Source organism: Erwinia pyrifoliae DSM 12163 (assembly GCF_000026985.1).
Taxonomy (GTDB): Bacteria; Pseudomonadota; Gammaproteobacteria; order Enterobacterales; family Enterobacteriaceae; genus Erwinia; species Erwinia pyrifoliae.
Map to the genome: position 1 here is coordinate 2,706,868 of NC_017390.1, position 22,999 is coordinate 2,729,866.

Sequence of the window (22,999 nt, forward strand, 5' to 3'; positions counted from 1 at the left end):
CCTTAATTATTCAACGTTCAGCGCGTCATTAACCAGGTCTTGCTGCTGCTGCTGGTGAACGGACATATAACCCACTGCCGGCGATGCAGATGCAGGGCGACCGGCATAACGTAATGAAGCCCCAAACGGGACGATTTCACGGAAATGATGCTGACTGCAGTACCATGCCCCTTGGTTGAGTGGCTCTTCCTGACACCAGACAAAGTCATGTACGTGGGAGTACTGCTTCAACACATCCTGAACCGCTTTATGCGGGAACGGATAGAGCTGTTCGATGCGCACAATTGCGACATCGGTTTGCTCATTCTTGCGGCGTTTATCCAGCAGGTCGTAGTAAACCTTACCGGAGCAGAGCACCACGCGTTTCACCGACTTCGCATCAAGCGCATCGATTTCGCCAATCGCCGGCTGGAAAGCGCCGTTAGCCAACTCTTCCAAAGAAGAGACCGCCAGCGGATGACGCAGCAGTGACTTTGGTGACATCACCACCAATGGGCGACGCATGCCGCGCAGCGCCTGGCGGCGCAGCATATGGTAAACCTGTGCCGGGGTTGAAGGAACGCACACCTGCATATTCTGCTCGGCGCAGAGCTGCAGATAGCGCTCAAGACGTGCGGATGAGTGCTCCGGCCCCTGCCCTTCGTAGCCGTGAGGCAGCAGCATCACCAGGCCACACATGCGGCCCCACTTCTGCTCGCCGGAGCTGATGAACTGGTCGATGACCACCTGAGCGCCGTTGGCGAAATCACCGAATTGGGCTTCCCAGATGGTCAGCGTACGGGGTTCAGCAGTCGCATAGCCATATTCAAACGCCAGTACCGCTTCTTCAGACAGTACGGAGTCCCATACTTTAAAGGCGCCCTGACCGTTATGAACATGCTGCAGCGGGGTGTAAGTCGAACCATTAGACTGGTTGTGGATCACCGCATGACGATGGAAAAAGGTGCCGCGCCCCATATCCTCACCGGAGAGACGGCACGGAATGCCTTCATCCACCAGCGTGGCATAGGCGAGGTTTTCCGCCGCGCCCCAGTCGAAGGGCTTGTTGCCAGCGGCCATTTCAGCACGATCGTTGTAGATTTTGGTCACACGCGACTGCATTTCAACCGCTTCGGGCACGGTACTGATACGCTTAGCAAGTTCCTGCAGGCGCTTCAGTTCGATGCGCTCCGGATAGCTCTCATCCCAGTCGTGGTTCAGATAAGGTGACCAGGTGAAGGAGTGCAGGCTCATCGGCCGCCATTCCGGCACCACGCACTCGCCAGCATCTAAAGCATCACGGTACAGGTTGACCATTTCCGTGGCATCTTCCAGGCTGGCAACCTGCGCGGCTTCCAGCTTGTCAGCATAGATTTTACGCGGCGTGGGGTGCTTTTTGATCTTCTGGTACATCACCGGCTGCGTGGCGCTAGGCTCATCCGCTTCATTATGACCGTGACGACGATAGCAAACCAGATCGATAAACACATCGCGTTTAAAGGTGTTACGGAAATCCAACGCCAGACGAGTGACAAAGGCAACGGCTTCGGGATCGTCTGCATTGACGTGGAAAATAGGTGCCATCACCATTTTGCCGATGTCGGTACAGTACTGCGTCGAGCGGGCATCTTTCGGGTTTGAGGTGGTGAAACCAATCTGGTTGTTGATCACGATACGCACCGTACCGCCCACTTCATACCCGCGTGCCTCGGACATGTTTAGGGTTTCCTGCACCACTCCCTGCCCAATCACCGCAGCATCACCGTGAATGGTAATCGGCAGCACTTTGTTGCTACCAGGCTGATCGAGACGATCGAGGCGGGCGCGCACCGACCCCATGACCACCGGACTGACAATTTCAAGATGCGAAGGGTTAAACGCCAGCGCCAGGTGAACCATACCGCCTTCGGTTTCAACATCGGAAGAGAAGCCCATATGGTACTTAACGTCACCGGTACCGAGATGTTCTTTATGCTTGCCGGAGAATTCGTCGAACAGGTCCTGCGGCTTTTTGCCCAGCACGTTGATCAACACGTTCAGACGGCCACGGTGCGCCATTCCCAGCACCACTTCACGCGTGCCGCTTTTGCCGGCATGACGGATCATCTCGTTCAGCATCGGCACCAGCGCATCCCCGCCTTCCAGCGAGAAGCGTTTAGCTCCGGGGAATTTCGCGCCGAGGTAACGTTCCAGGCCTTCTGCGGCGGTTAACTGCTTGAGGAAACCTTTTTTCTCTTCCACAGAGTAGGAAACCTGCCCCAGCACCGATTCAAGACGCTGTTGTATCCAGCGCTTTTCATCGGTGTTGGTGATATGCATATATTCCGCACCAATAGAGCCGCAGTAGGTTTGCTTTAGCGCCGCGTACAGGTCGGCCAGTTTCATCGTTTCTTTGCCGCTGGCAAAGGAACCCACGTTGAAACTTTCCTCGAAATCCGCATCGCTCAGGCCATGATAGCCCGGATCAAGATCCGCTACTGATTCCTGTTTCCACAGCCCGAGCGGGTCAAGGTTAGCCTGCTGATGACCGCGAAATCGAAACGCGTTGATCATTTGCAGTACCTTAACCTGCCTGGCATTGGTTTCAGGATCGCTGACGGAAGCGGTATAACGCGAAGCGTCTTTCGCCAGGCGGCGGAAGTATTCGCGGGTGGTGGAGTGAATTTGTTCAGGTCTAACCCCAGTACCAGGAAGCTGCTGGAAAAGAGACTTCCAGGCCACATCGACAGAGTCAGGATCGGTTAAAAAGTCCTCATAGAGCTGCTCTATGTAGGACTGATTCGCGCCGGCCAGCCAGGAGGAGTCCAGCCAGGGTTTCATCGCGCTGTTCTGCATTGTGATCCCTTAAGCATAGTTGTGCTTTTTGTTCGCCGTGGTTGTTTAATGGAACCTTTGCAAGTCCCGCGCCGCGTTAACGGCTTACCGTGGTACGGTTCTTCGATACGAGCGACCGGCCCGTAAGGGAACCTTTGTAAAAAGTTTCCGCTAACATCCGTCTGGCGAACACCTCTTACAAAGATAGCCTGATAAAAATTCCGGGAACCTTTGGTTCCCGGAATGTTGGCGTTATGCGCCCCGCTGTAGCAACATCGACTTAATATGGCCGATGGCGCGAGTCGGGTTCAGCCCTTTCGGACATACGCTTACACAGTTCATGATACTGTGGCAGCGGAAGACGCTGAAAGCATCGTTCAGATTATCCAGACGCGCATCGGTTTCGGTGTCACGGCTGTCAATCAGGAAACGGTAAGCTGCCAGCAGGCCAGCCGGACCGATAAACTTGTCCGGGTTCCACCAGAATGACGGGCATGAGGTGGAACAGCAGGCGCAAAGAATACATTCGTACAGACCATCCAGCTTTTCGCGCTGCTCCGGCTGCTGAAGATGTTCTCTTGCTGGCGGTTTCTGCCCATTATTCAACAAGTAAGGCTTAATCTTCTCATATTGCGCATAGAATTGACCCATGTCCACCACCAAATCGCGGATCACCGGCAATCCGGGTAACGGACGGATAACAATTTTTTGTTTGCCGTTGCCGAGCGCAGAGACTGGCGTAATACAGGCCAGCCCATTTTTACCGTTCATATTGAGGCCATCGGAACCGCAAACCCCTTCACGGCAGGAGCGGCGGAAGGCTAACGTCGGGTCTTTCTCTTTCAGACGCATCAGCGCGTCCAGCAGCATCATGTCACGACCGTCTTCCGACTCCAGCTGGTAATCCTGCATACGCGGAGCATCATCGACATCCGGGTTGTAACGATAAATGGAAAATTCGAGTCTCATGGTGTTATCTCCGCAAACTAGTAGGTACGCGCTTTCGGCGGGAAGGCCGCACGCAGTTTCGGCTGCATGTTCACCTCACGGCGCGTCATGCTTTCACTCTGCGGCAGATACAGGCTGTGACATAACCAGTTTGCATCGTCACGTTCAGGATAGTCGAAGCGGCTGTGCGCGCCCCGGCTTTCGGTGCGGAAGTTGGCCGATACGGCCGTGGCGTAGGCCGTTTCCATCAGGTTGTCCAGCTCCAGGCACTCAACGCGCTGGGTATTAAAGTCGCTGGAACGGTCATCCAGACGGGCATTTTTCAGACGCTCACGCAGCACCTTCAGTTCAGCCAGACCTTTTGCCATCGCATCGCCTTCGCGAAAGACCGAGAAGTTATGCTGCATGCAGGCCTGCAGGGCTTTACGCAGCTCTGCCGGGTCTTCGCCGTTGATGTTGTTGTTCCAGCGGTTCAGACGCGTCAGCGAAGCCTCGATTTCTTCTTCCGTCGCATCAAGCAGTGCGCCCTGTTGCTGGATCGACTCCTGCAGATGCAACCCGGCCGCACGGCCGAAGACCACCAGGTCGAGCAGTGAATTACCGCCCAAGCGGTTAGCACCATGCACCGATACACAGGCAATTTCGCCCACGGCAAACAGGCCTGGGATCACCACATCTTCCCCCTGCTCGTTCACCGTCAGCGCCTGACCGCTTACTTTGGTCGGGATGCCGCCCATCATATAGTGACAGGTTGGGATGACCGGAATAGGTTCTTTAACCGGGTCAACGTGGGCAAATGTACGAGAAAGTTCCAGAATCCCCGGCAGACGCGATTCAAGCACCTCTTTGCCGAGATGATCCAGCTTCAACTTGGCATGTGGTCCCCACGGACCGTCACAGCCACGGCCTTCGCGAATTTCGATCATAATCGAACGCGCCACCACGTCACGACCGGCAAGGTCTTTCGCATTCGGCGCATAACGTTCCATAAAGCGTTCGCCGTGTTTATTCAGCAGATAACCGCCTTCACCACGACAACCTTCCGTCACCAGCACGCCCGCGCCGGCAATGCCGGTGGGGTGGAACTGCCACATTTCCATATCCTGCACCGGCACGCCAGCACGCAGCGCCATGCCCACCCCATCGCCAGTATTGATATGCGCGTTAGTGGTCGACTGATAGATGCGCCCTGCACCGCCGGTAGCCAGTACCGTTGCACGCGCTTTGAAATAGACCACTTCACCATCTTCAATGTTCAGCGCGGTGCAGCCAACGATCGCTCCGTCGACGTTTTTCACCAGATCCAGCGCATACCATTCAGAGAAAATGGTGGTTTTGTTTTTCAGGTTTTGCTGGTACAGCGTATGCAGCAAGGCATGACCGGTACGGTCAGCGGCAGCAGCGGTACGTGCGGCCTGCTCTCCGCCGAAGTTTTTCGACTGCCCACCAAACGGACGCTGATAGATGCGTCCGTCATCCAGACGTGAGAACGGCAATCCCATGTGCTCAAGTTCCAGAATCGCTTCCGGGCCGGTTTTGCACATATATTCAATCGCGTCCTGGTCGCCGATATAATCGGAGCCTTTAACGGTGTCATACATATGCCATTCCCAGTTATCTTCGTGGGTATTACCCAGCGCTACAGTAATCCCCCCCTGAGCAGATACCGTATGGGAGCGGGTTGGAAAAACTTTCGATAACAGGGCGCAAGTCTGGCCCGATTGGGAAATCTGTAATGCGGCGCGCATACCTGCACCGCCTGCGCCGATCACCACGGCATCAAATTCTCTGACTGGCAACTTCATTATGCACCCCACACTACAACAGTTCCATAAATGGCATACACCAACAGTGCTACCACGACGACCAGCTGCAGCATCATGCGTAGCGCCAGTGGTTTGATATAGTCGGTCAGTACCTGCCACATCCCAATCCAGCCGTGCACCAGGATGGAGAACAGCGTCAGAAGGGTGAAGACTTTAGTAAAGGATGAGGCAAAAAAACCACGCCAGATATCATAGGTCAGGGAGCCTGACATGACGATAAAAGCGAGGATATACAACACGTAAAGGGTCATTATCATAGCGGCGGCACGCAGCAGCAGCCAGTCATGAATGCCGTTGCGCCCCAGTGCAGAAGCGTTGCTTACCATACGAGGACTCCAGCCAGAATTGAGAGCGCGACGGTGATACCGAATGCAATTTGCGCGGAAAGTTTGCCTGTTTCTAAGGTTTCACCCAGCAGGCCAAAATCCATCATCATATGGCGAATGCCACCGGCAATATGGTACGCCAGCGCAGTTAAAATGCCCCACATAATGAATTTGACAATAAAGCTGTCCATCACGGCAGAAGCCTGGAGGAAACCTTCGGGAGAAGAGAGCGACAAACCCAGCAGCCACAGCAGTATTCCAATCGACACAAAAGTGATGACGCCGGAAACGCGATGGAGGATGGACGCAATTGCGGTTAAGGGAAACCGGATCGTGGAGAGATCCAAGTTGACAGGTCTTTGTTTTTTCACGGTTTTGCCCACACAGCCTTTCTTATTTTGCTTCCTCCGGTCCTGAAGGGGGGTCAGACAGCGTTATTGAGGCAAGCATTCGCGGCAGGCACTAAAACTTCAACGTCCAGTGTCAAACGGCGCGTATGAAACGCTGGGTGGCTCCTGTTGCAGGGTATTTCCGGAGACCTGGCCGCAGTATAAGTGGATCACAATCTCATTACAATTCCCCTACAAACTCTTCGGCGAAATTTCGGCCGAACAGTGACAATAATCACATTTTCGATAAAATCCTCATATTTAATTATCTGATTTGACAAAAGTTAAACAATTTTGCTACAAATCTACGGATAACATTCTGAGATGCACAATAGTTAAGGGGATACCCTTTCCCATACGCACAACTTATGTAACATTGATTAAGATTATCCAAAACTATCTGGTATTGGCTACTATGTAAGCCATGTTCAGACCGGATCGTGTCATGATCATGATACTCATCAGGATGGTGCCAACCCGCCCGGCATGCGCCCGTCACTCTGTACCCTGCACACAATAAGATGCCACAGAGTTGATTACCTTTCGCGTCAGGCAAGAGGCTGGGGAGATGTGGCTTTCCCGGTGATAAAGATCCCTATATTAGGCGCTAAGGAGATTATAAATGGCTGATAAAAAAGCAACGCTAACCCTCGATGGTGAAGCTGCTATCGAGCTTGATGTGCTTAAAGGCACGTTAGGCCAGGAAGAAATTGATGTCCGTGGTCTCGGCTCCAAAGGCTACTTCACCTTCGATCCCGGCTTTACCTCTACCGCGTCCTGCGAATCTAAAATTACCTACATCGACGGCGATGAAGGCATTCTTCTGCATCGCGGTTTCCCTATTGATCAGCTGGCGTTGCACTCTAACTATCTGGAAGTGTGTTACATTCTGCTTAATGGTGAAGCGCCCAGCGCAGCACAGTTCGAAGAGTTTACCGTCACGGTAACGCGTCACACCATGCTGCATGAGCAAATTCACCATCTGTTCCGTGGCTTCCGTCGCGACTCCCACCCGATGGCGGTGATGTGCGGCGTTACCGGGGCGCTGGCCGCATTTTACCACGATGCGATGGACGTCAATATTGAGCGACATCGTGAAATTGCCGCTTTCCGACTGCTGTCGAAAATGCCAACTATGGCGGCGATGTGCTACAAATATTCTATTGGTCAGCCGTTTGTTTATCCGCGCAACGACCTTTCATATGCCGGTAACTTCCTCAATATGATGTTCTCCACGCCTTGCGAAGATTACGTGGTGAACCCGGTTCTTGAACGCGCCATGGATCGTATTCTGATCCTGCACGCCGACCACGAACAGAATGCCTCTACGTCTACCGTGCGTACTGCCGGCTCCTCCGGTGCTAACCCGTTTGCCTGTATCGCGGCGGGGATTGCCTCGCTGTGGGGGCCTGCTCACGGTGGAGCAAACGAAGCCTGCCTGCGCATGTTAGAAGAGATCAGTACCGTCGAGCACATCCCTGAATTCCTGCGTCGCGCTAAAGATAAAAACGATTCGTTCCGTCTGATGGGCTTTGGTCACCGCGTGTACAAGAACTACGATCCGCGCGCCACGGTGATGCGTGAAACCTGTCATGAAGTGCTGAATGAGCTGGGAATGAAGGACGATCTGCTGGAAGTGGCGATGGAGCTGGAACACATTGCACTCAACGACCCCTACTTCATTGAGCGCAAACTCTATCCCAACGTCGACTTCTATTCAGGCATTATACTGAAAGCAATGGGAATTCCTTCATCTATGTTTACGGTTATTTTCGCCATGGCACGTACCGTTGGCTGGATTGCTCACTGGAAGGAAATGCATGACGATGGCGTGAAAATTGCCCGTCCGCGTCAGCTTTACACCGGCTACGATAAGCGCGACTTTACCTCCAACATCAAATAGTAAGCTGTCGGCAGCGGTTACCCTGGCCGGGCTGATTGACTCAGCCCGGCTTTGTTATTTCTGGCAGCCCGGACACCAGTAAAAAGGCCGGGAAGAGAGCATGGTTTTGACAATGGTCTCACCGCAACGCTGGCACGCTTTCCCCGCCCGGTGAAAAACTTTAAAGCTGAACAGCGCGCCGTGATGGTGGTTTTCATCCGCCTGGCCACGGGTATGATATGAAAGACGTGGGACTGACAGCAGGGCTTCAGCCAGCGCATCCAGCTGCTTATCGCTTAACGTTTCGGCCTTGTGCTGTGCGGCAAGCTGTGCCTGCCAAAGTATCTCTATGCGCAGATAGTTCCCCAACCCGGCGAGAAATGCCTGATCCAGCAACAGCCCGCTGAACTGACGGCGGCGAAAACGTTTCGACAACAACCGCTCACGCACCTGCTCTGCTGTCAAAGCCCTATCCAGCACGTCCGGGCCTGCCCGTTGCAGAAACGGATGGGTATCCAGCCCTTGTGCATCAAGGAGCTGGATATCCGAGGCGCTGTACAGCAGCAACGTCTTGTCAGCAGCAGCCAGCCGCACCCGTAGTACGCGCTTGCTCTGTGCCGGCTCGACCCCACTGTTTATGATTCGCCAGACGCCGTACAGCTGATTATGGCTGTACAGCGTCAGGCCGTTTGAAAAATGAGTAAGCAGCGCTTTGCCACGGGTTTCAATGGAGATAATTCGCTCGCCGACCAGCATCTGCTGATAAGACTGCAACGTCGGGAAAGAAAACCAGACATCGGTCAGCACTTTGTCTTTTATTGCTGCTTCCAGCCGATCTGCCGCCCGGCGGATTTCAGGACCTTCCGGCATCTGCCGCTCCTCCTACCTCAATGCGTTGCCCCGCCCTCAAGACGAATATCCTGTTCAACAGCCAGCGCAATGCTGACTGCCATCTCCAGCGCCAGAACGATCGTTGCCAGCGACATGCTGGGCGCGCCGGGATGATTAACCGCCTGTTCAGGCAGATAAGGGATATGGATAAATCCGCCACGCGTTTTGCGCCGCCGCAACAAGTGCAGCAATCCATACATAACGTGATTACAGACGAAGGTGCCTGCGGTTTGCGAAACCGATGCGGGGATGCCGGCTTCACGGATCCCCGCCACCAGCGCTTTAATGGGCAAGGTGGCAAACAGCGCTGCCGGGCCTCCGGCAACCACCGGCTCGTCGACCGGCTGCGCTCCTGCATTATCCGGGATGCGCGCATCGTCTATATTAATCGCCACGCGCTCAATGCTGATATCGGCGCGGCCACCGGCCTGCCCGACCGCAATCACCAGGTCCGGCTTTTCCGCTTCAATCGTGGCATACAGCACCTCCAGCGAGGTGCCAAACACGCAGGGCAACTGTTTAGCTACGATCTCAGCATTGCCAATCAGCCGGTTATGCAGCTGGCTGACGGCTTCCCACGAGGGATTGAGCCTTTCGCCGTCGAACGGCTCGAAGGCGGTAATCAGTACCTTTTTCATGGTTCCCTCATAAAAACATCATGAAATACAACAGGAAGATATTGGCAGTTAACAGTAGCACACCGGTGGGGATCTGAGCCTTGATCACCGCATTCCTGTCCGGCAGCTCCAGCAGCCTGGCCGGCACAATGTTGAAATTCGCCGCCATCGGCGTCATCAGCGAGCCGCAATAGCCGCAGAACATGCCGATCGCCGCCATCACCGCCGGGTTACCATGATGCTGCAGCACCAGAATGGGAATGCCGATGCCGGCGGTGACAATCGGGAAAGCGGCAAAGGCATTGCCCATAATCATGGTTAACAGCGCCATGCCGACGGCATACAGCACCACGGCGATAAAACGGTTATCTACCGCAAGGTAGCTCCCGGTTAAGTGGGCAATAGCGCTACCCACGCCCGCGTTGGTAAACAGCAGCCCCAGCGTGGCCAGAATTTGCGGCAGAATAAATGCCCAGCCAATCGAGTCCAGCAGGCGGCGGGACTCCTGAAGTGACTGCGTGGGGGTTTCTCTGGTCATTTTCAGCGCCACCAGCCAGGCCAGCAGGCAGCCCAGCGTCATAGAGAACAGGGTGACCAGCGTCGCATGGCTCCCCTCACCGAAAACCGTCAGTTGCAGGCCGGGAATATGATTAAACGCCAGCACGCCAGCCACGGTGACGACAGGGATCATCAGCGCCGGTAAGAACAGCCGGTTGCCGAGGCGAACCGCGCTCTGTTGCCGCTGCTGCTCAGAACGTTGAGCATAGCTGCCGGGCCTGACGCCCCCGCAGCCGGCAATCAGCGCCATCACCACCACGCCAATGCCGACGCTGATATGCAGCGTGCGCGCATCCATCAAGGCCGTTACCCAGTCGCCAATAAAAAACACCAGGCCGTACAGCGCCCAGAACAATCCGGTGGTCACGCGGCGAGGATTGCTTTTGTCACGCCATGACAGCAGCGCCACCGCCAGCAGGACGGTGCCGGCCAGCCAGAAAAGATAAGCTTGCTGAAACATACTATCGCTTCCTCTTTTGTTTCAGGGCGATGACATTCAGATCATGCAGCTCGGTAGCGAGGCTTTTGTCCATGCGATGCAGACGCACCGCATGGATCAGAAAAGCACAGACGGCGGTTGGAATGCCCCACAGGGCAATCTGTAACGGCTCGGTTTGAATGCCGGCGGACTCCTGCATAAAGTTATGCATAAAGATGATGGCGCCGAACGCCACAAAGATATCTTCACCGAAGAACAGGCCGACATTGTCCGTCGCTGCGGCCATTGCCCGTAGCCGGTAGCGCACCGCATCGGGCAGATCACCGTAGCGATTGCCAGCCGCGCCTTCTGCCATTGGGGCCAACAGCGGGCGAACCATTTGCGGATGCCCGCCCAGGCTGGTTAACCCCATCGCCGCCGTAAGTTCGCGCGCCAGCAGATAGACGATCAATAATCGCCCGGCGGTGGCGCTGCGGATGCGCGCAATCCACGCCTGCGCCCGCTCTTTAAGACCATGACGCTCCAGCAGGCCAACGATCGCCAGCGGCAGCAGCAGGATAAACGGCAGATTGCGCGTGTTAAGGAAGCCGGAGCCGAGCTTCTCCAGAATATCACCCACCGGCATGCGTGCGGCCAGTCCGGTGACGATACCGGCTACCACCACCACCATCACCGGATTAAAACGTAACAGGAAACCGACCACGATGATGGCAATGCCCATCAGCGGCCAGAGATTAACGGCAGCGTCCATTGTGACTCCTTCGTCGAAAAAAAACCAACGCCTGTCGGGCGTGAAAACAGGCAGGTTCAGCTGCTGCTGACGTCGATACCTTGCAGGCTGAACACCTTGCGCAGTTGACGGGCAAAATCGACTGCGTGTGCGCTATCGCCATGCAGGCAGATACTGTCCGCCTGCACCTTTACCCAGTCCCCGCTCAGGCTCTGCACCTGGCCTTTTTGGATCATCAACAGCGTCTGTCTGATGGCCTGTTCATCGTTTTCGACCAGCGCACCAGGTTGACCGCGTGCAACCAGCGAGCCGTCGTTCTGGTAAGCACGGTCGGCAAACACTTCCTGGCGTGTGGTTAACCCGTGGCGTTTTCCGGCGCAAATTAACTCACTGTTGGCCAGCCCGACCAGTATCAGCGCCGGGTCAATCGCCGTTACCGCACGAGCGATAGCCTCAGCCAGCACCGGGTCTTTTGCCGCCTGGTTATACAGCGCGCCGTGCGGCTTAACGTGTGCCAGTTTTCCCCCCTCACCTTCTGCCAGCGCTTTCAGCGCACCAACCTGATAAACCACCTGCGCGTAGAGAGTTTCCGGCGGCAGCTGCAGGGGGGTGCGGCCAAAGTTTTCGCGGTCGGCAAAACCGGGATGCGCGCCTATCGCCACGTTAAACTCCAGCGCCCAACGCACCGATTGCAACATGGTTTGGGCATCACCGGCGTGAAAACCACAGGCGATATTGGCGGACGAAACCAGCTGCAACAGCGTGCGGTCGTGCGCACATCCTTCACCCAGATCGGCATTAAGATCGACTTTCATCGGCTAACCCCCTGGCCATTTGTTCCAGAACGCGCTGCTGTTCACGTTGCGCCTGCAATGCCTGCTCCAGCGTGCAACAGACAAAGTGCACCGATTCGCCGAGACGCAGCTGCGCCAGATGCCAGAGATCGGCTTCAATCACGCAGGCAATACGCGGATATCCACCGGTCGTCTGCGCATCCGCCATCAGGACAATGGGCTGACCGCCCGGCGGCACCTGCACCACGCCGGGTATCAGGCCATGCGACAGCAAATCGCGCGAGGTATCACGCCGCAGTTGACGTCCCTGCAAACGGTATCCCATACGATTGCTTTGTGGATTAAGCCGCCAGGCCGTACGCCAGAATGCTTCCCGGCTCTCTGCGCCGAATTCATGGTATTCAGGGCCTGGCATGGCGCGCACCCGGTTGCCCCACAGCAGCTGGCGCACGCCAGCAGTCTGATGAAACTGGCGATTGGGCCTGCCGAGCGGTATGCGGTCACCATCCTGTAACTGGCGACCGGCGAATCCACCAAACCCGGCTTTCAAATCGGTGCTGGCAGACCCCATCACTTCCTCGATCCTGTAGCCGCCGTCGACCGCCAGATAACTGCGCATGCCGCGCCGGGGCGAACCCAGCGTTAGCCGCTGCCCCTTTTTCACCGCACAGCGCCAGCCGGTCCACACCGCCTGGCCATCCAGTTCGGCGTGGCAGCCAGCCCCTGCCAGCGCGATCCAGCCATCACGCTCAAACTCGGCGCAAAAGCCGCCCAGCGTGATTTCCAGTACCGCACTGTCTGCGGCGTTGCCCACCAGCATATTGGCGGTTTGCATGGCCGGATGATCGAGTACGCCACACAGGCTGACGCCATATTGACGCCAGCCCGGGCGGCCCGCGTCCTGGACACTGCTGCCGATCCCGGCGCGGATAATGTTCAGCATATGCCCTCCTTCTGCGGCACAAAACGCACGCGATCGCCGGGGCGCAGCAGCACCGGAGGATGTTGTTGCGGGGTGAACAGCGCGATCGGTGTCTGACCAATCAACTGCCAGCCGCCGGGTGCCGCCACGGGGTAAATCCCGGTCTGACTGCCGCCAATACCTACTGAACCTGCAGGCACCAGCACGCGCGGTTCAGCGCGGCGCGGCGTATGCAGCCGTTCATCCAGTCCGCCGAGATACGGGAAACCCGGCTGGAAACCAATAAAGTACACCACGTATTCTGCCGATGCGTGACAGGCCACGACCTGAGCAGCACTCATGCCGCTATGATGCGCCACCGCGTCCAGATCCGGGCCTGACCGACCGCCATAGACCACAGGAATGTCAACCTGGCGTGACGCCAGATCCAGCGCTTCACTCTCTTCCCAGCGCTGCTGTAACCACTCAATTGCCTGGTGCACATCCCGTTGAGGATCGCGTAACAGAACGGTAATGTTGTTCATTCCGGGGACAATTTCGAGGGTTTGGCGGCAATCCTTCAGGCAATGCATCAACCCCCAGATGCGCTGCTGACTGACCAGCGATAGCGGAGGTTCTAACTCGAGGACTACCGCGCGTTCACCCAGCAGGTAACAGCGTGCTCGTTGCAAAAGAGGTCTCCTCAATCAGGAATAAGTTAATCAGGTAGTTATGCGTAATTGTTGTGGGGCTGTCAACCACCCGACAGGCCGTGGCCCGACGGGTGGCGGATGATATGGGTGAAGGCAGGATCAGGCAGGGTTAGCGATATCAATAAAAGTGACGTCCAACCCGTGGTGCGTGGCCAGCCAATCACCCAGCGCTTTAATGCCGCCTCGCTCGGTGGCGTGATGCCCGGCAGCGAAGAAGTGAAGCCCCTGTTCACGCGCGCTGTGTATCGTCTGTTCAGAGACTTCGCCGGTGATAAACGCATCCACGCCGAAAGCGGCCGCCGCGTCAATAAAGCCCTGGCCACCGCCGCTGCACCATGCCACGCGTTTAATCACCGCCGGTGCATTATCGCCACAGTGTAGCGGCTCACGCCCCAGCGTCTGGCTAATACGCCGGGTCAGTTCGGCGGCGCTCAGCGGCGTCAATTCCCCCCAGGGAACCAGCGGCAGTACCCCGCCCTTTACCTCAATGCCAAACAGCTTTGCCAGCATGGCGTTATTGCCTAACTGCGGGTGCGCATCCAGCGGCAGATGCCAACCGAACAGGTTAATATCGTTCGCCAGCAGGGTTTTCAAACGCTGACGCTTCATGCCCTTAATCGCGGGCGCTTCGTTTTTCCAGAAATAGCCGTGATGAACCAGCACCGCATCGGCCTGCAGACGCACGGCTTCATCCAGCAGTGCCTGACAGGCGGTAACGCCGGTAATCACTTTTTTTATCTCGCTGCGCCCTTCAACCTGCAGCCCGTTAGGCGCGTAGTCGCTAAAGTCCGCACTGTTAAGCAGCTGGTTAACCCGCTGCTCGAGTTCAGTATTGCGCATAATCAGTCCCGTTGTGTTTTTGCCGCCTCGAAGGCATCCAGCGTTTGCTGGCGTGCCAGCTTATGATCCACTAACGGCTGCGGATAATCGAGCGTTTGCCGGTTTTTTCGCGCCCACTGGTGCGGCTGATGGATATATTCCGGCGGAACGTGGCGCAACTCAGGTAACCAATGGCGGATAAACTCGCCGTCTTTGTCGAACCGCTCTCCCTGAGTGGTGGGATTGAAAATGCGGAAGTAAGGGGCGGCATCGGTTCCGGTGGACGCCGCCCACTGCCAGCCGCCGTTATTCGCCGCCAGGTCACCATCGATCAGCTGCGACATAAAATAGCGCTCGCCTTCACGCCAGTCGATCAACAGGTCTTTCACCAGAAAACTGGCGGTAATCATGCGCAGACGGTTATGCATCCAGCCCAGGCTGTTGAGCTGACGCATCGCCGCATCGACAATCGGATAGCCGGTTATACCCTGTTGCCAGGCGGTGAGCTGTTGTGAGTCAACGCGCCATTTGACGCTCTTCGTCCAGCGCATAAAAGGCTGATGGCGACACAGTGCGGGAAATGCCACCAACAAATGGCGATAGAATTCGCGCCAGATAAGTTCGTTAAGCCAGACAAAGACCCTGCTGTCTTCCAGCGCGCCCGGATGCTGTTTCAGCAGGCGATGCAGGCACTGGCGCGGTGATAATACCCCTGTAGCGAGGTAAACCGACAGGCGGCTGGTTCCGTCACAGGCCGGTAAATTGCGCTTGTCCGGGTAATCAGCCACGGCCTGCTGACAGAACTCACGCAAACGAGCAATCGCCGCTTTTTCGCCGCTCGGGAACAGGCCGGCATCGATATCTTCACGCGGATAATCAAAAGCAACCAGCGAACCCGCCCGTGCTTCGACAGCCCCACCCGGCCGCACGGCGGGGGCTGGCAGGCACTCCGGCAGCCCCTGCTGCAAACGTTTAACGAAGGCTTTACTGAACGGCGTGAAGACTTTGTACATCTCACGATTACCGGTCAGTACGCTGCCGGGCGGCAATAGCAGGCTGTCGTCAAAGCCTTGTACGACCACATTGTCATGCTGGAGCGTGCGCTCTACTGCGGCATCACGCTGCCGCTCGTTAACTTCATACTGATAGTTATAAAACAGGCGATTGACGCGATGCTCGCGGCAAAATTCCTGCAACAGCGTGACGCTGGCGCTAAAGTCATCGCACTGCGCAACGTGCAGCACTATCCCCCTTGCCGCCAGCGATTGCTGCACATCCTGTAAACTTTGCCAGATAAATTCTGCCTGCTTCGGTGCCATAAGGTGTGTGCGCCACTGCCCCGGAGTGGCAATAAACAGCGCGATGACGTTCGCCTGTTCAGAACGGCAGGCAGCATACAGGGCATGGTTATCATTAATGCGCAAATCGTTGCGCAGCCAGACCAGATGAGTTGTCATAAAGCTCCCTGAGATCAGTGTCCGTAACGTAAACGCAGCACTTCCGGGTACGGCGCGAAATAGCGCTGCCCGGCCAGCCACGGGTGCGGGAATTGCGTCATATAGTGTTTCAGCAGGGTTATCGGTGCCAGCAGCGGTAACAGCTCCTGGCGGTAGTCATCAATCACTCCTGCCAGTTCCTGACGCTGCGCGGAAGTCAGTTCGCGGCGGAAATAACCCTGAACGTGCATCAGCACATTGGTATGGTTACTGCGCGTTGACGGGTGCTGCATCAGATCCATCAGCCTCAGCCGGTACTCACGGGCAAACGCTTCCAGCGACGCCCATTGGCCAATCCCGGCGACAAAAGGGCCTATCTGTCGGTAGGCAGGCTGGGAATGAGCCAGCAGTAACAGTTTATATCGGGTGTGAAACGCCATCAGCCTGGCGCGCGTCAGCCCACTGCGCCATAGCTGATTAAATTCGTGCAGGGCATAGACGCGTGCGACAAAGTTCTCGCGCAGCAGCGGATCGTGGAGGCGGCCATCCTCCTCGACCGGCAGCCAGGGCATCTGCGCCATCAGTTCGCGGGTAAATACCCCGGTTCCGGCCTTACGGTTATTATTGTTGTCCGGTTGATAGATGCGCACCCTTTCCATCCCGCAGCTGGGGGATTTAGCGCAGACGATATAGCCGCAAAGATGGTGCAACTGGCTGATTTTTTTCTCGGAAAACGCCTGCATTTTTTCCGTGACGGGTAAGTCGCTGCCGTTGCTGAAACTGAGCGAAATATCGCCCTGGGCTGCTTCGGTCAGCCGCAGTGCCGGGCGTGGGGTTGGCAGTCCAATCGCCATCTCCGGGCATATCGGTTCATAGCGCAAAAAAGGTGCCAGCTGCTGCGCGGCAAATTCGCAGCGTTTATGCCCACCATCGAAGCGCACGCGCTCGCCCAACAGACAGGCACTGATCCCCACCGGAATTTTCTTATCCATAGTTATACAACCTCTAAAAACCTGTACACATTTAAGTGTAGCGTAAAACCCTGGGTCGCGGGCAAAAAAAATCCCGCCACCGGGCAGGATGATCCGCTTTCACCGGGGATGAAGTCAGCCTGATGACAGGATTTGATTTAGTCCTGGCTGCAGCCGGCGTCTCTGACCTGCGCCAACCACACGAGCCGATCGCTGGTTTTGACCCAGACAGAGCGCAGAAAGCTGTAAAAACCAGCACGGTCAGAACCCAACAGCATGAGTGGGAAAGCGGTAATACCGACAATATGCACCAGGCTTAGGAAAATGCACCCAAATGAATAATGATGATAAAGCCCCATGCATCCTCGCGAACTGATAACAGCAGTGGCTATGTATAAACTCAACAAAATACTCATCATTAAAGGGTTGTCTATCTGATGATCGGACCACTTTTGCTAAAAAAACCGCTTATCGCGCCAAATCCGAAATAACGTGACTTTTTCGTTAACGAATAACCGTTTAACGAACCCCACCCGATCCTTTTTTTTTAACAATCTGCCTGCTGGTAATAATCACAGACGCCATCCGGCCTTTTTTGCTAAATTAGCCCAGGTAAGCGTAATGCCACTATGAAAGTTGACCGACTGCCGAGGTATTGTGACCACCATTTTGATTGTTGAAGATGAAAAAGAGATCCGCCGTTTTCTGCGCGTTGCGCTGGAGGGCGAAGATTTCCGCGTTGTCGATGCAGAAACTCTGAAGCGTGGCCTGATTGAAGCGGCAACGCGCAAACCGCAGCTGGTGATCCTCGATCTTGGACTGCCTGACGGCGATGGCTGCCAGTTTATTCGTGAAATTCGCCAGTGGAGCACTATGCCGGTGATTGTCCTCTCGGCGCGCAGCGACGAGCGTGACAAGATCACGGCGCTTGATGCCGGTGCAGATGACTTTCTGACTAAGCCGTTCGGTGTGGGTGAGTTACTGGCACGAGTTCGCGTTGCCCTGCGCCATCGTCCGCAGAATAGCGAAAGCGTTCAGGCTCAGGTCAATTTCGGCAGCGTTAGCGTGGATATCGCCGCACGCCGCGTCACCCGCAACGGACAGGATCTGCACCTGACCCCAATTGAGTTTCGTCTGCTGGTGAGCCTGCTGAATCATCCCGGCAAGGTGATGACGCAACGTCAGCTCCTGATGCAGGTTTGGGGACCCAATGCGGTTGAACATCACCATTACCTGCGTATTTATATGGGCCACCTGCGGCAAAAGCTGGAACATGACCCGGCTCAGCCGCAGCATCTTCTCACTGAAACCGGCGTCGGATATCGTTTTATGCCATAAAAAAAGGGCGTTCACTGTGGGTGAACGCCTTTTTTCACCGCCCGTCAAATCAGGCGTTATTCAGAACCGCACTGACAATCTCCACCGCTTCTTTCTCTATTTTCTCGCGGTGCTCAGCGCCGAGGAAACTCTCGCAGTAAATTTTGTAGGCATCTTCCGTGCCGGACGGACGCGCAGCAAACCAGCCGTTTTTGGTCATCACTTTCAGACCGCCGATAGCCGCACCGTTCCCCGGAGCCGCCGTCAGGCGGGCGGTGATCGCATCACCCGCCAGCGTGTCGGCGCTGACCATATCCGGTGACAGTTTTGACAAGGCGGCTTTCTGTGCCGAGGTAGCCGGCGCCTGCAGGCGGTTGTAGCTGGGTGCGCCAAAGCGCGCGGCCAGCTCATCATAATGCTGCTGCGGGTTCTTGCCGGTCACGGCGGTGATCTCCGCTGCCAGCAGGCACAGGATGATCCCGTCTTTATCAGTAGACCACGGCGTGCCGTCGAAGCGCAGGAATGAAGCACCGGCACTCTCTTCGCCACCAAAGCCTAAACTGCCGTCAAACAGACCATCGACAAACCATTTGAAACCCACCGGCACTTCCACCAGCTTACGCCCCAGATCGTCCACCACGCGGTCAATCATCGCGCTGGAGACCAGCGTTTTACCAACGGCAACCTCTTTGCCCCACTGCGGGCGATGCTGGAACAGATACTGAATCGCTACCGCAAGATAGTGGTTTGGATTCATCAGGCCAGCTGGCGTGACGATACCGTGGCGGTCATAATCCGGATCGTTGGCAAACGCCAAATCGAACTCATCGCGCAGCGCCAGCAGGCCAGCCATGGCGGATTCCGATGAGCAGTCCATGCGGATCACGCCATCGTGATCCAGATGCATAAAGCGGAAAGTCTGGTCAACGGCATCATTAACGAGGGTCAGGTCAAGCTGGTAAAAATCAGCAATACGCTGCCAGTAAGCGATGCCGGCACCGCCCAGCGGATCGACGCCAATCTTCAACCCGGCTTTCTGAATTGCCGCGATATCAATGATTTGCGCTAAACCTTCGATGTAGGGCTGGATGAGATCTTTTTCCTGCAGATGGCCACTGGCCCACGCCTGAGCCAGCGTCACGCGCTTCACCTCTTTCAGGCCGTCTTTGATCAGCGCGTTGGCGCGGTCTTCCACCACTTTAGTGACGTTGGTATCGGCCGGGCCACCGTTGGGCGGATTATATTTGATCCCGCCATCTTCCGGCGGGTTGTGGGACGGCGTGATAACAATGCCGTCGGCCAGCGGGCCACCGTTTTTATTGTGTTCAAGGATAGCATTTGAGATCGCCGGCGTTGGCGTGTAGCCGTTATCCTGCTGCACGATCGCATCCACACCGTTAGCCGCAAGCACTTCCAGCACCGAGATAATCGCCGGTTCTGACAGCGCATGGGTATCCTTGCCCACGTAACAAGGGCCGGTTACACCGTTCTTTTTGCGCTCTTCTGCAATCGCCTGCGCAATCGCCAGAATATGCGTTTCATTGAAGCTATGACGACCCGCGCTACCGCGATGCCCGGAAGTACCAAATTTTACCGCATGCTCTGCGTTGCCCACTTGAGGCTGCAAGACATAATACTGCGAGGTTAACTGTGCAACATTAATCAAATCGCTCTGCCGGGCGGCTTGCCCGGCACGGGGGTGATTGGCCATTGGCGCTTCTCCCTGACGCTAAAGTTAGAGGGTACCGCAAACTTTCTCAGTCAGTTCCGCCGGGAACTGCATTGACAGCATGATGTGTTCCACCATGCTGCGTTTACGATGGGTATTGGTGTTAGTGATCACCCAGTACGGCGTGCCGGGAACGTGCTGCGGCTTGGTATGGGTACCACTCTCCAGCAGCTTTTGCTGATTACCCGCGAAATAGACGCGGGTACGCCCATGCAGTGAATCTGTCGCTGCACCAAACGCTTTGGCATCCAGACTGTACAAAGTCGATAAAATCAGCATGAAGCGATTTACGGCTCTTTTTTGCCCGGCATACTCATCAGACAACAGTAGCTCGCGCATGACACGCACCGGATTTTGCGAATGCGCTGTAGCTGAAGCGGCAGACGTTCCGGTTGCAGTCGAGGCATCCTGGCCCGCCGTAAACTTCAGCATCCGGCGCAAAATATCCGATGCGCTTTCACCAATATGCTGAGTGTGGCTGGCAATATAACGGTATAGCTCTTCGTCGACTTCTATCGTTTTCATCTTTATCCAATACGGTTATTGCTTAGCTGAACCCGGATGGCCAGAGCCGAACGTGAGCGTCATCGCGCTAACGAGACCTCCAGCCCAACCTGTTTCAACATCAGGACTATAAAGTTAAATACTGCCAGAGTGTAGCGCGAGGCCCGTTTAACGGCAAAAGTCAGAATATGCCGTAAAAAAGTCCATGACCGCCATCTGGTTAACAGCAGAAATTGTGGAATTCATGATACCTTAAGCCTCCGTCTCCACAGTAAGAACTTCGCTATGAATTTGAATTTCCGCGTGCAATCTGAGCAATCTGTGACCAACCCTCTGCCGCTGGTGCTGATCCACGGCCTGTTTGGCAGCATGGATAACCTGGGCGTGCTGGCGCGTGGGTTGAAGGACGATCGCCGTCTGATTCAAATTGATGTGCGCAATCATGGCGGTTCCGACTGGTCGGGCGAGATGAATTATGCGCTGATGGCACAGGATGTCCTTGATACGCTCGACGGCCTGCAGGTCGAACGTTTCGATGTGGTCGGCCATTCGATGGGCGGTAAAATCGCCATGGCGCTGACCGCGCTGGCTCCGGAGCGCCTGGCGGGCATCGTGGCGATCGACATTGCGCCCGTGGCGTACCGCACCCGTCATCATGACCAAATATTCAGCGCCCTGCAGGCAGTGACGGCCGCCGGGCTGACTGGGCGCAGCGATGCCGCCGCGCTGATGCGCGAAAGCATCGCAGACGATGGCGTTATTCAGTTTCTGCTTAAATCGTTCCATCAAGGTGAGTGGCGCTTCAATGTACCGGTGCTTTGGCAATGCTACGATCGCCTTATCGGCTGGCAACCACAGCCTGCCTGGCTCCATCCGGTGCTGTTTATTCGTGGCGAATTGTCGCCTTATCTGGCCGATGAGTATCGTGACGAGCTGCTGGCGCAGTTCCCGCAGGCGCGTGCACATGTGGTCGCCGGTGCCGGGCACTGGGTCCACGCGGAAAAACCTGATGCCGTATTGCGCGCAATACGTCGTTTTTTTGCGCTGTAAAAACAATTATTTCCTGCTGCGGTGAAATGATTGTCGTCACCACTTTTGCTGGGTTATGATGGCGCGCTAACATTTTGCCGCTGCTGATTTTTAGGCGGCAGCACGAGCCTGTTCATCAGAAATCCAGCCTTTCAGTATTACGATTCTATGGCAAAAGAGAACACGGACCGCACAACGCTCGATCTGTTTGCAGATGAACGTCGCCCGGGACGACCCAAAACGAATCCGCTGACGCGAGATCAACAACTGCGTATCAATAAACGCAATCAGCTCAAACGCGATAAAGTGCGCGGGCTGAAGCGTATCGAACTGAAAATGAACTGCGACGCGGTCGAGGTGCTTAATCAGCTGGCTGAAGAACGTAATATGAGTCGCAGCGAACTGATCGAAGAAATGCTGCTTAAGCAGCTGCAACGCCATCAAAGCTGAACAATAGTGGACTTAGCACTCAGCAACAAATGTCGCCATATTACACATTTATCCACTCACGGCAGTCTGATATCATTACCGCTATCTGCTCGTTATACAGCAGTCTCCATATCATTAAGATTCAAGAGGTTATTAAGCTCATGGCACTTGTCGGCATTTTCTTTGGCAGCGACACAGGTAATACAGAAAACATTGCAAAGATGATCCAGAAGCAGCTTGGAAAAGACGTTGCAGAAGTTCATGATATTGCCAAATGCAGCAAAGAAGATCTTGAAGCCTTTGATATTTTGCTGCTGGGCATTCCCACCTGGTACTACGGCGAAGCCCAGTGCGATTGGGATGACTTCTTCCCAACCCTTGCTGAGATCGACTTTAACGGTAAGCTGGTTGCCCTGTTCGGCTGTGGTGACCAGGAAGATTATTCTGAATACTTCTGTGATGCTCTGGGAACCATACGCGATATCATCGAGCCTAACGGTGCGGTGATCGTCGGTCACTGGTCCACCGAAGGTTACACGTACGAAGCCTCAAAAGGTCTCGCGGACGATAATCACTTCCTCGGCCTTGCCATTGATGAAGACAGGCAGCCAGAACTCACCAACCAACGCGTTGATAAGTGGGTAAAACAGATTTTCGATGAACTTCAGCTGAAAGAAATCATTGAGGCCTGAATTCGCAACCCGGTGTGAGAGCCATCCCGCACCAAATCAATGGTTTTAGCGATACAAGTAATAGATAGATGTTTGTACCTTTTACCTGCAAAACGGTACAATAACCCCATCGGTTATCGGCTCTCTAAGCGCCCTTCGCCTCTTTGACCACCACGGTCGGTCAAAGAGCGAACGGATGTGGCAGATCGAAATGTTAACATAGCACCACCCGGGCGCGAAATCCCACGGCTGTTAAGCGTGTTGTTCTTACCTCCAGCTGTGGTTTA

The 22,999-nt window shown here is 55.5% G+C and carries 23 protein-coding genes; 5 read left to right on the forward strand and 18 right to left on the reverse strand.

The features are described 5' to 3' along the window. Positions 1-6 precede the first annotated feature (6 nt). From sucA to sdhC, 5 genes are all read right to left on the reverse strand, one after another. Positions 7-2,814: a 2-oxoglutarate dehydrogenase E1 component gene (sucA, locus tag EPYR_RS12240; protein ID WP_012668712.1), complete on the reverse strand. Its 2,808-nt coding sequence runs from the start codon at positions 2,812-2,814 to the stop codon at positions 7-9. 231 nt (positions 2,815-3,045) lie between these two features. Then, on the reverse strand, positions 3,046-3,762 hold the full coding sequence (locus tag EPYR_RS12245; protein WP_012668713.1) for a succinate dehydrogenase iron-sulfur subunit: 717 nt from the start codon (positions 3,760-3,762) through the stop codon (positions 3,046-3,048). A 17-nt stretch (positions 3,763-3,779) separates the two neighbouring features. Continuing rightward, complete coding sequence (sdhA, locus tag EPYR_RS12250; protein WP_012668714.1) at positions 3,780-5,546, reverse strand: succinate dehydrogenase flavoprotein subunit; 1,767 nt, start codon at positions 5,544-5,546, stop codon at positions 3,780-3,782. Continuing rightward, positions 5,546-5,893 (reverse strand): succinate dehydrogenase membrane anchor subunit, encoded by a 348-nt coding sequence (sdhD, locus tag EPYR_RS12255; RefSeq protein ID WP_012668715.1) that lies wholly within the window; start codon positions 5,891-5,893, stop codon positions 5,546-5,548. The genes sdhA and sdhD overlap by 1 nt, the downstream gene beginning before the upstream one ends. Then, positions 5,887-6,276 carry a succinate dehydrogenase cytochrome b556 subunit gene (gene sdhC, locus EPYR_RS12260; protein WP_012668716.1) on the reverse strand — a complete coding sequence of 130 codons (390 nt, stop codon included), beginning with the start codon at positions 6,274-6,276 and terminating at the stop codon, positions 5,887-5,889. The genes sdhD and sdhC overlap by 7 nt, the downstream gene beginning before the upstream one ends. 628 nt (positions 6,277-6,904) lie before the next feature. Here sdhC and EPYR_RS12265 point away from each other — a divergent pair. Then, positions 6,905-8,185 carry a citrate synthase gene (locus EPYR_RS12265; protein ID WP_012668717.1) on the forward strand — a complete coding sequence of 427 codons (1,281 nt, stop codon included), beginning with the start codon at positions 6,905-6,907 and terminating at the stop codon, positions 8,183-8,185. A 54-nt stretch (positions 8,186-8,239) separates the two neighbouring features. On the opposite strand, the gene nei is transcribed toward EPYR_RS12265, so the two are convergent. The 11 genes from nei to EPYR_RS12320 all read right to left on the reverse strand — a co-directional run bounded on the left by nei (position 8,240) and on the right by EPYR_RS12320 (position 17,452). Further along, entirely contained in the window at positions 8,240-9,034 is a 795-nt protein-coding gene (gene nei, locus EPYR_RS12270) for an endonuclease VIII (RefSeq protein ID WP_014539209.1), read from the reverse strand. A 17-nt stretch (positions 9,035-9,051) separates the two neighbouring features. After that, positions 9,052-9,693, reverse strand: coding sequence for a pyroglutamyl-peptidase I (gene pcp / locus EPYR_RS12275; RefSeq protein ID WP_012668719.1), 642 nt, complete (start codon positions 9,691-9,693; stop codon positions 9,052-9,054). A 7-nt stretch (positions 9,694-9,700) separates the two neighbouring features. Beyond that, positions 9,701-10,690: a DUF979 domain-containing protein gene (locus EPYR_RS12280; protein WP_012668720.1), complete on the reverse strand. Its 990-nt coding sequence runs from the start codon at positions 10,688-10,690 to the stop codon at positions 9,701-9,703. Position 10,691: 1 nt separating this feature from the next. Continuing rightward, positions 10,692-11,420 (reverse strand): DUF969 domain-containing protein, encoded by a 729-nt coding sequence (locus tag EPYR_RS12285; RefSeq protein ID WP_012668721.1) that lies wholly within the window; start codon positions 11,418-11,420, stop codon positions 10,692-10,694. 56 nt (positions 11,421-11,476) lie between these two features. Further along, on the reverse strand, positions 11,477-12,214 hold the full coding sequence (pxpA, locus tag EPYR_RS12290; protein WP_012668722.1) for a 5-oxoprolinase subunit PxpA: 738 nt from the start codon (positions 12,212-12,214) through the stop codon (positions 11,477-11,479). Next, the gene (gene pxpC, locus EPYR_RS12295) at positions 12,198-13,136 is read right to left on the reverse strand and encodes a 5-oxoprolinase subunit PxpC (protein ID WP_012668723.1); all 939 of its coding nucleotides are present in this window, start codon (positions 13,134-13,136) and stop codon (positions 12,198-12,200) included. Before pxpC ends, pxpA begins: the two co-directional genes overlap by 17 nt. Then, positions 13,130-13,786: a 5-oxoprolinase subunit PxpB gene (gene pxpB / locus EPYR_RS12300; protein ID WP_012668724.1), complete on the reverse strand. Its 657-nt coding sequence runs from the start codon at positions 13,784-13,786 to the stop codon at positions 13,130-13,132. The genes pxpC and pxpB overlap by 7 nt, the downstream gene beginning before the upstream one ends. A 120-nt stretch (positions 13,787-13,906) precedes the next feature. Continuing rightward, complete coding sequence (locus EPYR_RS12305; RefSeq protein ID WP_012668725.1) at positions 13,907-14,647, reverse strand: type 2 GTP cyclohydrolase I; 741 nt, start codon at positions 14,645-14,647, stop codon at positions 13,907-13,909. Between the two features lie 2 nt (positions 14,648-14,649). After that, on the reverse strand, positions 14,650-16,083 hold the full coding sequence (gene phrB, locus EPYR_RS12310) for a deoxyribodipyrimidine photo-lyase (RefSeq protein WP_012668726.1): 1,434 nt from the start codon (positions 16,081-16,083) through the stop codon (positions 14,650-14,652). Positions 16,084-16,097: 14 nt separating this feature from the next. Further along, positions 16,098-17,054 carry a YbgA family protein gene (locus tag EPYR_RS12315; RefSeq protein WP_012668727.1) on the reverse strand — a complete coding sequence of 319 codons (957 nt, stop codon included), beginning with the start codon at positions 17,052-17,054 and terminating at the stop codon, positions 16,098-16,100. A 137-nt stretch (positions 17,055-17,191) separates the two neighbouring features. Next, positions 17,192-17,452 carry a DUF2517 family protein gene (locus tag EPYR_RS12320; RefSeq protein ID WP_404829656.1) on the reverse strand — a complete coding sequence of 87 codons (261 nt, stop codon included), beginning with the start codon at positions 17,450-17,452 and terminating at the stop codon, positions 17,192-17,194. 238 nt (positions 17,453-17,690) lie between these two features. On the opposite strand from EPYR_RS12320, the gene kdpE reads away from it, so the two are divergent. After that, entirely contained in the window at positions 17,691-18,371 is a 681-nt protein-coding gene (gene kdpE, locus EPYR_RS12325) for a two-component system response regulator KdpE (protein WP_012668729.1), read from the forward strand. Between the two features lie 49 nt (positions 18,372-18,420). On the opposite strand, the gene pgm is transcribed toward kdpE, so the two are convergent. Both pgm and seqA read right to left on the reverse strand, forming a co-directional pair. Further along, entirely contained in the window at positions 18,421-20,061 is a 1,641-nt protein-coding gene (gene pgm, locus EPYR_RS12330) for a phosphoglucomutase (alpha-D-glucose-1,6-bisphosphate-dependent) (protein WP_012668730.1), read from the reverse strand. Positions 20,062-20,085: 24 nt separating this feature from the next. Further along, positions 20,086-20,604, reverse strand: a complete 519-nt coding sequence (gene seqA / locus EPYR_RS20770) for a replication initiation negative regulator SeqA (RefSeq protein WP_012668731.1) — start codon at positions 20,602-20,604, stop codon at positions 20,086-20,088. A 264-nt stretch (positions 20,605-20,868) separates the two neighbouring features. On the opposite strand from seqA, the gene ybfF reads away from it, so the two are divergent. The 3 genes from ybfF to fldA all read left to right on the forward strand — a co-directional run bounded on the left by ybfF (position 20,869) and on the right by fldA (position 22,733). Next, a complete protein-coding gene (gene ybfF / locus EPYR_RS12340; RefSeq protein WP_012668732.1) occupies positions 20,869-21,633 on the forward strand; it encodes an esterase in 765 nt (254 codons plus the stop codon). A 147-nt stretch (positions 21,634-21,780) separates the two neighbouring features. After that, positions 21,781-22,062, forward strand: coding sequence for a LexA regulated protein (gene ybfE, locus EPYR_RS12345; RefSeq protein WP_012668733.1), 282 nt, complete (start codon positions 21,781-21,783; stop codon positions 22,060-22,062). Positions 22,063-22,202: 140 nt separating this feature from the next. After that, complete coding sequence (fldA, locus tag EPYR_RS12350; protein WP_004156654.1) at positions 22,203-22,733, forward strand: flavodoxin FldA; 531 nt, start codon at positions 22,203-22,205, stop codon at positions 22,731-22,733. Positions 22,734-22,999: the final 266 nt, after the last annotated feature.

What these genes read in the sequence shown, in the direction of transcription:
- pxpA (WP_012668722.1), bottom strand. Translation starts at nt 12,214, where the DNA reads ATGAAAGTCGATCTTAATGCCGATCTGGGTGAAGGATGTGCGCACGAC.
- sucA (WP_012668712.1), bottom strand. Translation starts at nt 2,814, where the DNA reads ATGCAGAACAGCGCGATGAAACCCTGGCTGGACTCCTCCTGGCTGGCC.
- ybfF (WP_012668732.1), top strand. Translation starts at nt 20,869, where the DNA reads ATGAATTTGAATTTCCGCGTGCAATCTGAGCAATCTGTGACCAACCCT.
- EPYR_RS12245 (WP_012668713.1), bottom strand. Translation starts at nt 3,762, where the DNA reads ATGAGACTCGAATTTTCCATTTATCGTTACAACCCGGATGTCGATGAT.
- EPYR_RS12265 (WP_012668717.1), top strand. Translation starts at nt 6,905, where the DNA reads ATGGCTGATAAAAAAGCAACGCTAACCCTCGATGGTGAAGCTGCTATC.
- EPYR_RS12285 (WP_012668721.1), bottom strand. Translation starts at nt 11,420, where the DNA reads ATGGACGCTGCCGTTAATCTCTGGCCGCTGATGGGCATTGCCATCATC.
- sdhD (WP_012668715.1), bottom strand. Translation starts at nt 5,893, where the DNA reads ATGGTAAGCAACGCTTCTGCACTGGGGCGCAACGGCATTCATGACTGG.
- fldA (WP_004156654.1), top strand. Translation starts at nt 22,203, where the DNA reads ATGGCACTTGTCGGCATTTTCTTTGGCAGCGACACAGGTAATACAGAA.
- EPYR_RS12305 (WP_012668725.1), bottom strand. Translation starts at nt 14,647, where the DNA reads ATGCGCAATACTGAACTCGAGCAGCGGGTTAACCAGCTGCTTAACAGT.
- pcp (WP_012668719.1), bottom strand. Translation starts at nt 9,693, where the DNA reads ATGAAAAAGGTACTGATTACCGCCTTCGAGCCGTTCGACGGCGAAAGG.
- pgm (WP_012668730.1), bottom strand. Translation starts at nt 20,061, where the DNA reads ATGGCCAATCACCCCCGTGCCGGGCAAGCCGCCCGGCAGAGCGATTTG.
- seqA (WP_012668731.1), bottom strand. Translation starts at nt 20,604, where the DNA reads ATGAAAACGATAGAAGTCGACGAAGAGCTATACCGTTATATTGCCAGC.
- EPYR_RS12280 (WP_012668720.1), bottom strand. Translation starts at nt 10,690, where the DNA reads ATGTTTCAGCAAGCTTATCTTTTCTGGCTGGCCGGCACCGTCCTGCTG.
- phrB (WP_012668726.1), bottom strand. Translation starts at nt 16,083, where the DNA reads ATGACAACTCATCTGGTCTGGCTGCGCAACGATTTGCGCATTAATGAT.
- sdhA (WP_012668714.1), bottom strand. Translation starts at nt 5,546, where the DNA reads ATGAAGTTGCCAGTCAGAGAATTTGATGCCGTGGTGATCGGCGCAGGC.
- EPYR_RS12320 (WP_404829656.1), bottom strand. Translation starts at nt 17,452, where the DNA reads ATGATGAGTATTTTGTTGAGTTTATACATAGCCACTGCTGTTATCAGT.
- nei (WP_014539209.1), bottom strand. Translation starts at nt 9,034, where the DNA reads ATGCCGGAAGGTCCTGAAATCCGCCGGGCGGCAGATCGGCTGGAAGCA.
- ybfE (WP_012668733.1), top strand. Translation starts at nt 21,781, where the DNA reads ATGGCAAAAGAGAACACGGACCGCACAACGCTCGATCTGTTTGCAGAT.
- pxpC (WP_012668723.1), bottom strand. Translation starts at nt 13,136, where the DNA reads ATGCTGAACATTATCCGCGCCGGGATCGGCAGCAGTGTCCAGGACGCG.
- EPYR_RS12315 (WP_012668727.1), bottom strand. Translation starts at nt 17,054, where the DNA reads ATGGATAAGAAAATTCCGGTGGGGATCAGTGCCTGTCTGTTGGGCGAG.